This is a genomic window from Comamonas sp. (assembly GCF_036666375.1).
Classification (GTDB): Bacteria; Pseudomonadota; Gammaproteobacteria; order Burkholderiales; family Burkholderiaceae_C; genus Comamonas.
In genome coordinates, this window is record NZ_JAVWWA010000014.1 from 58,037 (window position 1) to 70,867 (window position 12,831).

Below are 12,831 nucleotides of genomic sequence, written 5' to 3' on the forward strand. Positions count from 1 at the left end.
GGCCAAAGCGTTGGCTCAGCCAGCCGACCACGCCGGTCGGAGCGCGGTGCATGACGAGAATGATCAGCACGCCAAAGACGATGGCTTCGAAGTTGCCGGTCTCGCCGAAGATGCGCGGCAGCCAGTCCTGCAGCCAGTCCTTGGCGAGGATGAAAAGCCCGGCGCCGACGACCGCCCCCCAGAGTTGGGCGGCGCCGCCGATCAGCGCCATGAACAGGTAGTCGATGCCCTGATTGACGCCGAAGGGCGTGGGGCTCACGAAGCGCTGCGTGTAGACGTACAGCCAGCCCGAAAGGCTGGCCAGCAGCGCGGCCAGCAGGAATGCTGCGAGCTTGGCGCGGAACACGTCCACGCCCATCGAGGCAGCCATGGCCTGGCCGCCGTTGAGCGCGCGGATGGCGCGGCCGCTGCGCGAGTCCAGCAGGTTGTGCAGCGCCCAGCTGCTGGCCAGCACCAGCAGCCAGATCAGATAGAACATCTGCTCGCCGCGCTCCAGCGTCCATGCGCCCAATTGCAGCGCGGGCAGGTTGGCCAGGCCGTTGTGTCCGCCGAGCGACTGGAAAGTGCCGAACAGATAGTAGACGGCAATGCCCCAGGCAATGGTGCCCAGCGGCAGGTAGTGGCCGGAGAGCCGCAGCGTGAGCACGCCCAGCAGGCCGGCCACGCACAGCGTGACCAGCAGGCCGGCGAGCAGCGCAAACCAGGGCGAGCCGCCGGCCCAGGCAAGCCACGCGGGCAGGGCGCTGGCGCTGGCTATCCAGGCCGTCGCATAGGCGCCGGTGCCGACGAAGGCCGCCTGACCGAAGCTCGTCATGCCGGCGACGCCCGTGAGCAGCACCACGCCCAGCACCACCAGCGCAGCCAGTCCGATGTTGTTGAACAGCGTCACGTAGAAGGCCGGCAGCAGCGGCACGGCCGCCAGCGCCAGCACCAGCGCGATGAGCAGCACGCGCGCCGCGGGCAGGCGGCGTGCGACGGCGGCGGGCGCGCCGTCGTGCAGGTTGGAAGGGGGAACGTAACTCATGCTTCTTCCTCGGTGTGCCGGGTGGTGAGGGAGCGCCACAACAGGAAGGGCAGGATCAGCGTGAACACGATCACTTCCTTGTAGTCGCTGGCCCAGAAAGTCGAGAACGACTCGACCAGGCCGATGCCGCCGGCGCCCAGCGCGGCGACCGGATAGCTGGCCATGCCGCCGGTGACGGCGCCGACGAAGCCTTTGAGCGCGATCAGGAACCCGCTGTCGAAGTACAGCGTGGTCAGCGGCGCGATCAGGATGCCCGACAGGCAGCCGATGAAGGCGGCCAGCGCGAACGATGCCTGGCCGGCGAAGGCGGTGGAGATGCCCATCAGTTCCGCGCCCAGGCGCTGCACTGCCGTGGCGCGCAGCGCCTTGCCAAGCAGCGTGTGGTTGAAGAAGGCATAGAGCGCCAGCAGCAGCCCCAGCGTCACGCCTATGACCCACAGCGTCTGTGCCTTGAACGTCACGGCGCCGAGCGCCAGCCCGTTGCCGGAGAAGGGTTCGCTGCGCGCGCCTTCGGCGCCGAACATCAGCAGCGAGACGCCGACCAGCACGCCGTGCAGCGCGATCGACGCGATCAGCAGCACCAGCGCATGGGCCGAGGCAATGGGGCGGAACACGATGTCGTAGAGCAGCGGCCCCATGGGCACCACCATGGCCAGCGCGAGCAGCGCCTGCACGGCCATGGGCAGCTGCTGCAGCGGCAGGTTGCGCAGCAGCAGCAGCAAGGCGACGGCATACGCCAGCATGCCCCAGCTGCGCGCGGCCGGAAGGCGGCGACGGCGCAGCGCGGCCGGCAGCATCAGCGCCAGCCGCAGCGCCGCCAGACCCAGCAGCAGCCAGGCCAGCGTCGCGGGCTTGCCGGCCTGCATGCCGGCCATCGCCATCGCGCCGAAGGTGACGAACTCACCCTGGGGCACCAGCAGCACGCGGGTGATGCTGAAGACCAGCACCAGGGACAGGGCCAGCAGCGCGTAGATCGCGCCGCTCGTCAGTCCGTCCTGTCCCAGCAACAAGGCAATCTGAGAATCCATGTCGGTTACCTCGGGACGTCACTTCAGCGCCGCCCAGCGGCCATTTTTCACGGTGATCAGTTCGCGCCCGCGCCGGTCGAAGCCGCTGTGGTCGGCTGGCGTCATGTTGTAGACGCCCTGCGTGCCGGCCAGCTCCCGGGTCTGCTCGAGTGCATCGCGCAGCGCCGCGCGGAAAGCCGCTGTGCCGGGCGCGCCCTGCTTGAGCGCCGCGGGAATGGCCGCCTGCAGCAGCAGTCCGGCGTCGTAGACGTTGGCGCCGAACGTGGCGGGCTTGCTGCCATGGAGCTTCTCGTAGTCGGCGACGTAGCGGGTCGCGACGGCCTTGGTCGGATTGCTGGCCGGGATGTCGTCGAGCACCAGCATGCTGCTGGCCGCGAGGATGGTGCCCTCGACCTTGCGGCCGCCGAGCTTGAGGAATTCATCGAGTGCCGCGCCATGGGTCTGGTAGACCTTGCCCCTGTAGCCCTGGTCGAACAGCGTGGTCTGCGGCAGCACGGCCGAACTGCCGGGCGAAGCGATCAGCACCGCGTCCGGGCGCGCGGCCTGCGTCTTGAGCGCCTGCGCGGTCACCGAGGTGTCGCGGCGCTGGAAGCTCTCGGACGAAACCAGTTTGATGCCTGCGGCCTGCAGCAGCTCCCCCGTGACCTTGGCCCAGTTCTCGCCATAGGGGTCGGCGGCGCCGATGAAGCCCACGGTCCGTATGCCGGTCGCCTTCATGTGGTCGACCAGGGCCGAGGCAATCAGGTCGTCGTTCTGCGTGGTCTTGAACACCCACTTCTTCTGCGCGTTCATCGGCAACACCACGGCCGCCGTGCCCACGGGGGCCAGCATGGGAATGCCGGCGGCGGCCGCGAACTGGATCACTCCCATGGCGTTGGGCGAGCCGCTGGGGCCGATCAGCGCGTCGATCTTCTCCTCGTTGATGAGCTTCTTGACGGCCGATACCGAAGCGGTCGGGTCGGAGGCATCGTCCAGCGACACGTAGTCGATGCGTTGTCCCGCGACTTCCCTGGGCAGCAGGGCAACGGTGTTCTTCTGCGGTATGCCGACCAGCGCCACCGGGCCGCTGGACGACGAGATCACGCCGACCTTGATCTGGGCCTGGGCGCCGCCGGCGCAGAAGGCCGTGGCGAGGAAGAGGGCGGGAAGCACGCGTTGGAATGACATGGGGGACCTCGTGGGGTGTCGTTGAACAGGAAGGGCAAGCACGGCAGAACTGCGCTTCGCCTTCAGCAGCATTCGTGCCATCTTCATGCTTTTCATTGATGAAACGCATGGACAAAAATGTATGCATATGGATGGAAATGTTCGGATTCTCCAGATGCATGCCGGGCGTGAGTATGGGGAAAACACTGATTTTTCACGCAATTTCTTCAAAGATTGCCGCGCATAAAAAGCGGGAATTTATCGGGGTTTACGCTAGGTTTTTGGCGGGGCATGAAGGTCGAGTGTGGTGCAAATTCCCAGCTGTGTAGCGGGTTTGGTGCGTTTTTGCACCAAAACCGAGCTTCAAAATATTGCGTGAAAATTAGTTGACGATTCACGTTTTATTGAGTTACCTTTTGCGCTGGATCAACGCACGGGAGATGCAATTTGGCGGCGCTGATCAGACCGGAAAAAAGGTTAAAAGATGCATTCATATGAAAATATTTCTACTTTGATGGTTCGCTGTCTGCGGCTTTGCCGCGGCACTGCGGTGTTTGCCAGAGACCACGGCGCTGCCGTTTCCCGCCCTTGAAAGGAGTCATCCATGCTTGCACTGGATACCCAGACCGACGCCATGGCCACGCACCCGGCCGCTTCCCAGGAGCCGCCCGCCGATGCGCTGGCGCCGCTGCTGCAGGACATCCGCGCGCGCCGGCGCGAGTTCGGCCGGCAGCAATTCATTTCCACTGATGTCATCGAAGGCTTCAAGGCCGCCGGCGTGTATCGCGCGCTGGTGCCGCGCGCGCTGGGCGGCGAGCAGCGTTCGCCGCGCTTCTTCTGCGAGCTCATAGAGCGCATTGCCGCGGCCGATGGCTCGGCCGGCTGGGTGGCCAGCTTCGGCATGGGCGTGACCTATCTGGCGTCGCTGCCGCCGGACACGCTGCGCGCCATCTATGCCGACACGCCGGACGTGGTGTTTGCCGGGGGCATCTTTCCGCCGCAGCCCGCCAAGGCGGTCGCTGGCGGCTACGAGGTGTCGGGCCGCTGGAGTTTTTCCAGCGGCTGCCTGGGCGCGACCGTGGTGGGCGTGGGCATCGTGGCCGAAGGCGCGGATGCCCAGCCGCTGCCGCGCATGGCCGTGCTGCCGCGCGCCAGCGCATCGGTCCAGCCCAACTGGGACGTGATCGGCCTGGCGGGGACGGGCAGCCACGACCTAGTCGTCGACAAGGTCGTGGTGCCCGAGGAGTGGACCTTTGTGCGCGGCAGCCGCTCGCAGTTCGACGCGCCTATCTTTCGCTACCCCAGCCTGTCGCTTGCCACCCAGGTGCTGAGCGTGGTGTCGCTGGGCATTGCGCGCGCCGCGATCGAGGAGCTCAAGGGCCTGGCCACGGGGCGCGTCTCGGTGACCGGCGCGCCGCGCACCGCCGACCGACCCCAGGTGCAGATGGAGATTGCGCGCTGCGAGGCGCAGCTGCGCTCGGCCCGGGCTTTCTTCTACGAGGCGATGGACGAGGTCTGGGAGCTGCTGCTGCGCGGCGAGACACCCGGTGTCGAGGCGGTCAGCGCCTTGCGCCTGTCCGCGACCTTTGCCACGCGCACCGGCGCCGAAGTCACGCGCAGCATCCAGATGCAGGCCGGCATGACCGGCATCTACCAGGACTGCCCGCTGTCGACCCAGGTGCAGGACAGCCTGGTCATCACCCAGCATGCCTTCATGGGCGACATCACCTACCAGAACGCCGGTGCCGTGCTGTTCGGCCTCAAGCCGCTGCCCGGCTACCTCTGATCCGCTTTTTCCACTTCACCGAGATCGACATGACCACTGAAAACAAACCCCCTCTGCGCACGCTGTTCTGCATAGGCATCAACCAGAACTTCTTTGACGCCACGGTGCAGGAAACCAAGGATGTCTGGGCCGCCTTCGTGCAGATGATGCAGGGCATTGGCCAGCTGCCCGGCGTCACCGTGCTGGGCAACCTCGACGACGATCGCGCCATGGTGGGCCCGAGCGACGGCTGGCCCTGGACAACCTATGTGCTGGCCGATGTTCCCGACCTCGAGACGGTACATGCCGCCTGCAACCTGTTTCGCACCACCCCCGTGGGCGACGGCACCTACAAGCTGTGGAAGTACGCCAAGGTCGAAGCCCGCGTGGGCCGCGAGCTGAGCATTCCCGCCTACGCCGCCTGAGCGTCCATGGCGGCAACAGCCGCCTGATCGAATCGACCGATGCGCCGACCCGCATCGTCCACCCTCTGAAGGAACCCGCGCCATGTCTCCACTTTCCACCCCGCCACAGACGGCGATCGTCACCGGGGCCGCCCAGGGCCTGGGCCTGTGCATCGCCCAGGCGCTCCACGCTGCCGGCTACCGCGTGGCGATCACCGACCGCGATGCCGACGCCGCGCATGCCGCCGCGTCGGCGCTGGACGCCAGCGGCGCATCCGCCGCGGGCCTGGGCCTCGATGTCACGCGCAAGCCGGACTTCGAGGCCGCCCTGGCGTTCGTGCAGCAGCGCTGGGGCGGCCTGCAGGTCGCGGTCAACAATGCCGCGGTCACGCTGACCACCCCGGTGATGGAGATCACGCCCGAAGAGTTCGACATGGTGCTGCGCGTCAATTTGCGCGGCACCTTCCTGGGCTGCCAGGTGTTCGGCGCCGCGCTGGCGCAGGCCGGCTACGGCCGGATGATCAACGTCGCCTCGCTGGCCGGCCAGAACGGCGGCACGGCCTCCGGTGCCCACTATGCGTCGTCCAAGTCGGGCATTCTCACGCTGACCAAGATCTTCGCGCGCGAACTGGCCTCCCGGGGCGTGACGGTGAATGCGGTCGCTCCCGGCCCCATGGACCTGCCCTCGGTGCACGCGGCCGTGCCGCCGCAGCGCCTGGCGCGGCTGGTCGAGGCCATTCCGGTGCGCAAGCTGGGCAATCCGCGATTCGTGGCCGGGCTGGTCGTGCAGCTGGCCTCGCCCGAGGCGGATTTCGCCACGGGCGCGGCCTGGGACATCAACGGCGGCATCTTCATGCGCTGAGACGGGACAAGACATGACCACCTGCACATTCCCGCGCATCGCGCCCGGCATCCGAGGAGCCGCAGCATGATCGCGCTTGCCGATTTCCGCGACGGCATGGCCCGGCTGGCCGGCGCCGTGAACGTCATCACCACCGACGGCGCCGCCGGCCCCGCCGGCTTCACCGCCTCCGCGGTCTGCAGCGTCACCGACCAGCCGCCCACGTTGCTGGTCTGCATGAATCGCGCGTCCTTCGCCCACCGTTTCTTCGTGGAGAACAAGGTGCTTTGCGTCAACGTGCTGGCCGCGGACCAGCAGGCGCTGTCGGCGCTGTTCGCCAATCGCGATGTGACGATGGCGCAGCGCTTCGACCAGGCGCCGTGGCGCCGGCTGCAGACCGGCGCACCGGCGCTCGACGGCGCGCTGGTCAGCTTCGACGGCGAGATCATCCAGGTGCATGAAGTCGGCTCGCACAGCATCTTCTTCGCCGAGCTGCAGGCGATGCGCATCGGCGATCAGGACGCGCAGGGCCTGGCGTATTTCAACCGCGGCTACCACCCGCTGGGCGAGCGCAGCGTCGCGCTGCGCGCCTGAGGCGGCCTGCCGGCGTCAATGCGCCGGCTGCGTGCTGGAGCGCAGCCTGGCCTTGATGGTCGCAAGCGCCGCGCGCCGCGCGTCCAGGTCGGCCTGCAGTTTCTGCAGGCTGGCTTCGAGCGCGTCGAGGGCAAACTGGCAAGGCTGCAGCGCCTGCGCTGCGGACTCCGACAGCCAGGCATGGATGGCCTGCTCCAGCGCGGCGTGCAGTGGCGTCGGATCGATCACCGCGGCGCGCCCTTCACCGATGCGCTCATAGCGCGCGTTCTCGCCCAGCTGCAGCGGCGCCGCGAGCGCCGCCGCGCCGCCATAACCCGCAAGCGCGCGCGGCGCGGCCTGGGCGAAGGCAGCTTCGAGCAGGCACTGGGCCTGGGCGCACACGGCGCGCGCATCGCCAGATTCGGCATGGCGTTCGAGCAGTTCGGGCAGCGCCGGAATCACGCTGCGCCAAACCTGGGTGATGAGCGCGGCCTGCCTGCCGGCCAGGCCGGCGCGCTCCGCAGCGATGGCCTGCTGCAGCGCGGCCAGCAGCGGCGCAGCGCCACGTTCCAGGCTCTGCAGCACGCATTCCTCGGCATGGTGCAGCACGATTTCGGCGGCTTTGCGCTGCTTGTAGCCCTGGGCCTGGCCGACGATCTGCTGCAGCGCCGTCCACAGGCGATCGAAACCCGCCGCGCCCAGCGCCTGAGCGGTCGGCTGCGGGGCGCGCGCCGCGTAGACCGACACGGACACGGGCGCCAGCAGCAGCGCCGGCGGCACGCCCAGCTGCGCCAGCTTGTCCCGGCCGCGCTGGCGCACATCGGCCTCCTGCAGCGCGCGGTTGCCCGGCGTCTTGTTGCGCAGCACCCTGACGATTTCGCCCGCGACTTCGTCCTCTTCGAAGAAGTCGCTGCGCGTGAGCACCGGCTGCAGCGGCTTGCCGCGGTGCAGCTCGCGTGCCAGTTCGTCGAGCTCCTGGACCTGGCCCGGCGAAGCCGAGCTGGTGAGCCACAGCACGGCATCGGCGCTGTCGGTGAAGCGCTGCGTCAGCGCGGCGTTTTGCGGCGTGGCCGAGTGCAGGCCTGGCGTGTCGAACAGCACCAGCTTGCGCCCCAGGCGCACGCCCTGCAGCGTGGCCGTGGTTTCGGTCGAACCCTCCTGCAAGCGCGCGCCGGGCAGCGCCACCATGCGCCCGGCCTCGATGCAGAAGTACTCCACCGCATGGCCGCGCGCCGCGAAGCGATCGGCGACAAAGTTGCACAGCGAACTCTTGCCCGCATTGAACTTGCCGAACACCAGGAAGATGGCGCTGTGCCCGAGCAGCTCGGCCAGCGCCTGCGTGGCGCCCAGGTCCTGGCGCCGGCCATGCCAGTCGGTCACGTCCTGCTGCAGGCGTGCATGAACGGCCTGGGCGGCCGCGGCCAGTGCATGCCCGTCCTGCAGACCGGGCCAGCGCAAGGGGCCGGCAAGCAGCAGCGCGTTCAGCCGGTCCAGCCAGTCATCGAGCGCCTGCACAGTGGCCTGCACATCGCCGGCCTCCCATTGAAGGGCCTCGATGCCCGCCATGAACTGCTGCTCATGGTCCAGCCCGCTCATGCCCGGATTTCCAGCTGGTCCAGCGTCTGCAGCGCCTGCTGCGCCGTCTGCGCCGCCGCGAGCTGGTCGCGGACTGCGTCGATGCGCGCGGCCAGCGCCTGCCGGTCGGCTGAGATCTCGTAATAACGCGCGAAGTCGCGCTGCAGTGCATCGCGGCCCGCGTCCTGGTAGAACATGCGCTGCAGGTCCTCGCGGTATTTCACCGAGACGCCCAGCACTGCGACCATCACGCTGTTGAGGCTGCGTGCCGCGGTGTGCTGGGCCGTGGGCAGTTCTATGGCGCCGTGCCGCGTCAAGGCCGCGTTGAGCTGGATGCAGACCTTGGAGTAGGCGACCTGCAGGCGTGCGCGCTCCAGCCGGCCCGTGGTGAGCCGGAACCTGTCGGCCGCGGTGTCGGGCTGCAGCGCCAGATCCGGGCCGGGCGTGGACATCACCTCGGCCAGATCCTGCCTGGCCTGGTCGAAGACCGCGTCCAGGTCGAGGTCGAACTGCCGGCGCTGCTGTGCCTGCTGCTGCTGCAGGCCGGTGCACTGCGCGCGCAGCGCGGCCTGGCGCTGCACCAGCTCCTGGTGCATGGCGCTTTTCATTTGCGCCGATTCATGCGCGCGCGCCTGCGGCACCTGGCCAAGCGCCCGGGCCAGCGCAGCGCGCAGCGCCGGAATGCCGCTGCGCTCGATCAGCAACTGCTTGCCGCCCTCTATGCCCTGGCGATGGCGCGTGGCGGACGCGGCATGCAGCGCCATGCCCGGTGCCTGCTGGCCGATCGCGCCCAGCACCTGGTGCAATTGCGCGTCGTCACCCGCCTGGTCGACCTGGGAGACCACCAGCAGGGTCTGGCGCCGCGTGGCGTCGGCATCGGCGCTCAGCTTGTGCAGCAGGCGGCGCTCGCGGCCATCGAGCTCGCCTTCCTTGGCTGAATGCACGAACAGACGGATGTCGGATTGCTGCCACGCAGCCTGCCGGGCAAAGCGGTCGTCGGCCTGGTCCACATCGGCGTCGAGGCCGGGCGCGTCCAGCCAGCGCACGCGGTCCTTCACATGGACGCTCAGCTGCGTGGTCTCGCGCCTGTCTGCCACCGCAAACCGGTCCTCGCCCAGCAGTTCGTTGAGCAGCCGGCTCTTGCCGTGGTTGTATTTGCCGATCACGGTGACCGTGCTCAGCCCCTCCTGCTCGTGCAAGGCGCGCAGGCGCGCGAGTTCGTGCGCCCGGCCGGGCAGCACGGGCAGGACAGCGTGTTCGAGCTGGTCGAAGATATCGGCGCGCGGCAAGTCGCTACTCCCTGGCCGGCGCCGTCAGGCGGCGGCGCGCGCGCGCTCGACGATCTGGTTGTCGACGCCGTTGACCAGCTCGGACAGGTGGATGTCGAAAACGATCTCGGCAAATGCCCCCTTCTGGCCCCAGGCGGCAATGCTGTCGGCATCGGTGCGCTCGACCAGCGGCGGCACCAGGCCGTCGCGCGTGGCGTAGGCGAAGTCGTCGTAGACCAGCGGATCGCCGTCGATGTTGATCTGCGTCGTCAGCTTGCGGTGACCGTCGGCGGTGACGAAGAAGTGGATGTGCGCGGGGCGGTTGCCGTGGCGGCCGAGCTGGTTGAGCAGCGCCTGCGTCGCGCCATCGGGCGGGCAGCCATAGCCCTTGGGCACGATGCTCTCGAAGCTGTAGTGGCCCTTGTCATCCGCGATGATGGTGCGGCGCATGTTGAACGGGGCCTGTTCGCCCGTCGGGTCGAAGTGCGAATAGAAGCCCTTGGTGTTGGCATGCCAGACCTCGACCTGCGCGCCCGGCAGCGGCTGGCCGTCGGCGCCGTAGACCGTGCCCTGCATGATCAGCGGGTGGCCGTTGCGGTCGCTGTCGTCGTCGAGCTTGGCATGGCCCTGCAACACCGGGGCGCCGACCACATAGAGCGGGCCTTCGATGGTGCGCGGCGTGCCGTTCTCGACGCCGTCGGCCGCGTCCTGGGCGTCCATGCGCATGTCGAGGAAACGGTCCACGCCCAGGCCGGGCGACAGCAGCCCGGCCTCGCCGCGCGCGCCCAGGAAGTTCAGGTAGGCGACCGCGGCCCAGTACTCGTCGGGCGTGATGTCCAGATCCTCGATGATCTTGAACAGATCGCTCACGATGCGGTGCATGATTTGCTTGGTGCGCGGATTGCCGCCGTCGATCCCCAGGCCGGCAATCGTCTTGAGGAAGTCCTGCACATCAGGGGTGTCGAAAATACGTACGCTCATCGTGGCTCCTTGAAGAATGATGAAAAGGCAGGCCGCAAGGCTTTCAGGCCGCCCATGGCAGTGCCTTGCCTGGGGCCCCGCAGCGCGCCGGCATCGACGGCTGGTGCGCGCCTGTCGTGGAGCAGTCGCTGGGGCCGGGCAGGGCGGCTGGCATAGCCTGCATTGGATGCGCAGATACTGCGTAAATCCAGTATTTCTTTGGTCTCGTTTGAAACCCTGAAGGTATAGTTGCGCGCTAAGTTGCTGACGTATATCGGCTGATGGCGTAAAACAGACCTTCTATGGTTTTCCCTTATGGATTTGAGGCAATTAAAGTATTTCGTCGCCGTGGCACGCGAGCGCAACTTCACGCGCGCCGCTGAACAGCTGCACATGGCGCAGCCGCCGCTGGGCCGCCAGATCCAGCTGCTGGAGGAGGAGCTGGGCGTGCCGCTGCTGTTGCGCAACAGCCGCCCGCTGCGCCTGACCGAGGCCGGACGCTTTCTTTTCGAGCAGGCGGTCCAGGTGCTCAACCGCATCGACCAGATGGCCGCCGAGACCCGGCGGCTGGGCCTGAACCAGCAGGGCACGCTGTCGATAGGCTTCGTGCCTTCCACGCTGTATGGCGGCGTGCCCATCCTGCTGCGCAAGCTGCGCCAGCAGCACCCCAAGCTGGATATCCGGCTGGTGGAGCTGTCGTCCATCCAGCAGGTCGAGGCGCTGCGCACGGGGCGCATAGACCTGGGCTTCGGCCGCATCGGCGCCAACGACAGCGCCGTGGCGCGCATCGTGCTGCGCGAGGAGCGGCTGGTGCTGGCCATGCCCGCGACGACCCCGTGCACGGCCAAGCCGCCGCAGCCGATGTGGCTGGCGGAGCTTGCGGACCAGAAGCTCATCGTCTATCCAAAGAATCCCCGGCCGAGCTTTGCGGACCAGATATTGGCGCTGATCGAGGGCTGCGGCGTGCGGCCCGCCGAGATCATCGAAGTCAACGAACTGCAGACGGCACTGGGCCTGGTCGCGTCCGAGGCGGGCGTATGCATCATCCCGGCATCGGCGACCTTCCGCGCCGATCTGCGCTACCGGCCGATTGCCGACCTCCAGGCGACGTCGCCGATCATCATGTGCCACCGGCTCAATGACGACGGCTGGTACATCGCCAGCGTGAAGAAGCTGGTGGACGAGTTGTACCGCAGCGCGCCGACCGCATTGGGCATGGGCTTTCCGCAGTTTCCCGGGGCCGCGGGCTGAGGCCGGGCGCTGCGGCCATCGCATCCGCCCTGGCCAAGCTACCTGGCGGCATAGACCCTTGCGCAGCGCAAGGTCATTGAATGATATTCATTCTCAATGAGGCTATGATTCATTCCATTGCACAGCGCAACCCGCGCTTTGCACCCGTTTCATCGTGGGGCGATCCGAGACTTCACCGTCTCCAAGGTCGTTTTTGCTAGCCATCGGTTCGCCGGCCAGCCATGCTTTTTTTCCGCGATGCCATATCATTTCCCTGTTCCGTGCGCAGGCGACACAACGGTTCGTTCCCTCAGAGATCGCCAGGCGTGCGTGGCGTGATTTTCCGGAGGTGAATATGGACCGAGAACTCGACATTCCAGCAACACCCTTGCATTACGCACCGCTGTCGGCCGTGCCGTCGACGCTGCGCATTCCGCTGGCCGCGCGTGCGTTCGGCGACGCGATGTTCCCGGCGCTGGCGCTGGGCGACGCGGATGCGGCGCGCATTCTCAAGGCACTGGGCGACGACGGGCTGGAGTGGCTGCGCGATCGGCACAGTGTCTACGGCGTGCTGGCGCGCACGCAGCGCTTTCGGGCGCTGGCGGCGCAGTTTCTGCAGGCCAATCCGGACGGTCATCTCGTCAACCTGGGCTGCGGACTGTCAAATTATTTCCAGTGGCTCGACAACGGCCAGGCGCGCATGACCGATGCCGACCTGCCCGAAGTGTTGGAGATCCGGCGCGCGCTGCTGCCGGTGACTGGCGAGCGCCACGCCGTGCTGCCGCTGGACCTCACGGCGCCCGACTGGTGGGACCGCCTGGGCCTGCCGGCCACGCGCGCCGGCGCGCCGGTGTTTCTGTTCTGCGAGGGCGTGCTGATGTATCTGCAGCCTGCCGAAGTGCAAGCCATCTTTCGCACGTTCGGCGAGCGCGCGCCCGCGGGCTCGTCGTTCGCGTTCGATGTGATGTGCTGGCTTGCCATAGGGCGCGCGAAACAGCACCCTTCGGTCAAGCACAC

General features: G+C 67.7%; 12 protein-coding genes. 6 read left to right on the forward strand and 6 right to left on the reverse strand.

Annotated elements, in window-relative coordinates:
* The 3 genes from RR928_RS05600 to RR928_RS05610 all read right to left on the reverse strand — a co-directional run.
* Positions 1-1,024: branched-chain amino acid ABC transporter permease (locus RR928_RS05600; protein WP_332681725.1), on the reverse strand; the 1,024-nt coding region annotated here is incomplete at its 3' end.
* Complete coding sequence (locus tag RR928_RS05605) at positions 1,021-2,052, reverse strand: branched-chain amino acid ABC transporter permease (RefSeq protein WP_332535139.1); 1,032 nt, start codon at positions 2,050-2,052, stop codon at positions 1,021-1,023. The genes RR928_RS05600 and RR928_RS05605, both read right to left, overlap by 4 nt.
* 18 nt (positions 2,053-2,070) lie before the next feature.
* On the reverse strand, positions 2,071-3,219 hold the full coding sequence (locus RR928_RS05610; protein WP_332535141.1) for an ABC transporter substrate-binding protein: 1,149 nt from the start codon (positions 3,217-3,219) through the stop codon (positions 2,071-2,073).
* A 583-nt stretch (positions 3,220-3,802) separates the two neighbouring features.
* On the opposite strand from RR928_RS05610, the gene RR928_RS05615 reads away from it, so the two are divergent.
* The 4 genes from RR928_RS05615 to RR928_RS05630 all read left to right on the forward strand — a co-directional run bounded on the left by RR928_RS05615 (position 3,803) and on the right by RR928_RS05630 (position 6,802).
* Positions 3,803-4,984 carry an acyl-CoA dehydrogenase family protein gene (locus tag RR928_RS05615; protein WP_332535142.1) on the forward strand — a complete coding sequence of 394 codons (1,182 nt, stop codon included), beginning with the start codon at positions 3,803-3,805 and terminating at the stop codon, positions 4,982-4,984.
* A gap of 29 nt (positions 4,985-5,013) precedes the next feature.
* Positions 5,014-5,388: an IacB protein gene (locus RR928_RS05620; RefSeq protein ID WP_332535143.1), complete on the forward strand. Its 375-nt coding sequence runs from the start codon at positions 5,014-5,016 to the stop codon at positions 5,386-5,388.
* Positions 5,389-5,470: 82 nt separating this feature from the next.
* Positions 5,471-6,229: an SDR family NAD(P)-dependent oxidoreductase gene (locus RR928_RS05625; protein ID WP_332535144.1), complete on the forward strand. Its 759-nt coding sequence runs from the start codon at positions 5,471-5,473 to the stop codon at positions 6,227-6,229.
* Positions 6,230-6,295: 66 nt separating this feature from the next.
* Positions 6,296-6,802 (forward strand): flavin reductase, encoded by a 507-nt coding sequence (locus RR928_RS05630; RefSeq protein ID WP_332535145.1) that lies wholly within the window; start codon positions 6,296-6,298, stop codon positions 6,800-6,802.
* Positions 6,803-6,817: 15 nt separating this feature from the next.
* On the opposite strand, the gene RR928_RS05635 is transcribed toward RR928_RS05630, so the two are convergent.
* From RR928_RS05635 to catA, 3 genes are read right to left on the reverse strand one after another with little or no spacing between them, the layout of a single operon-like run.
* Positions 6,818-8,377 (reverse strand): hypothetical protein, encoded by a 1,560-nt coding sequence (locus RR928_RS05635; RefSeq protein WP_332681728.1) that lies wholly within the window; start codon positions 8,375-8,377, stop codon positions 6,818-6,820.
* Complete coding sequence (locus tag RR928_RS05640; protein WP_332681730.1) at positions 8,374-9,645, reverse strand: GTPase; 1,272 nt, start codon at positions 9,643-9,645, stop codon at positions 8,374-8,376. The genes RR928_RS05635 and RR928_RS05640 overlap by 4 nt, the downstream gene beginning before the upstream one ends.
* A 24-nt stretch (positions 9,646-9,669) precedes the next feature.
* On the reverse strand, positions 9,670-10,605 hold the full coding sequence (catA, locus tag RR928_RS05645) for a catechol 1,2-dioxygenase (protein ID WP_332535151.1): 936 nt from the start codon (positions 10,603-10,605) through the stop codon (positions 9,670-9,672).
* A gap of 294 nt (positions 10,606-10,899) precedes the next feature.
* Between catA and RR928_RS05650 the strand changes: the two genes are divergently transcribed.
* A complete protein-coding gene (locus RR928_RS05650; protein WP_332535153.1) occupies positions 10,900-11,835 on the forward strand; it encodes a LysR family transcriptional regulator in 936 nt (311 codons plus the stop codon).
* 334 nt (positions 11,836-12,169) lie between these two features.
* Positions 12,170-12,831 (forward strand): class I SAM-dependent methyltransferase (locus RR928_RS05655; RefSeq protein WP_332681732.1); only part of this gene is annotated, 662 nt, incomplete at its 3' end.

What these genes read in the sequence shown, in the direction of transcription:
- RR928_RS05605 (WP_332535139.1), bottom strand. Translation starts at nt 2,052, where the DNA reads ATGGATTCTCAGATTGCCTTGTTGCTGGGACAGGACGGACTGACGAGC.
- RR928_RS05625 (WP_332535144.1), top strand. Translation starts at nt 5,471, where the DNA reads ATGTCTCCACTTTCCACCCCGCCACAGACGGCGATCGTCACCGGGGCC.
- RR928_RS05620 (WP_332535143.1), top strand. Translation starts at nt 5,014, where the DNA reads ATGACCACTGAAAACAAACCCCCTCTGCGCACGCTGTTCTGCATAGGC.
- RR928_RS05610 (WP_332535141.1), bottom strand. Translation starts at nt 3,219, where the DNA reads ATGTCATTCCAACGCGTGCTTCCCGCCCTCTTCCTCGCCACGGCCTTC.
- catA (WP_332535151.1), bottom strand. Translation starts at nt 10,605, where the DNA reads ATGAGCGTACGTATTTTCGACACCCCTGATGTGCAGGACTTCCTCAAG.
- RR928_RS05630 (WP_332535145.1), top strand. Translation starts at nt 6,296, where the DNA reads ATGATCGCGCTTGCCGATTTCCGCGACGGCATGGCCCGGCTGGCCGGC.
- RR928_RS05615 (WP_332535142.1), top strand. Translation starts at nt 3,803, where the DNA reads ATGCTTGCACTGGATACCCAGACCGACGCCATGGCCACGCACCCGGCC.
- RR928_RS05635 (WP_332681728.1), bottom strand. Translation starts at nt 8,377, where the DNA reads ATGAGCGGGCTGGACCATGAGCAGCAGTTCATGGCGGGCATCGAGGCC.
- RR928_RS05650 (WP_332535153.1), top strand. Translation starts at nt 10,900, where the DNA reads ATGGATTTGAGGCAATTAAAGTATTTCGTCGCCGTGGCACGCGAGCGC.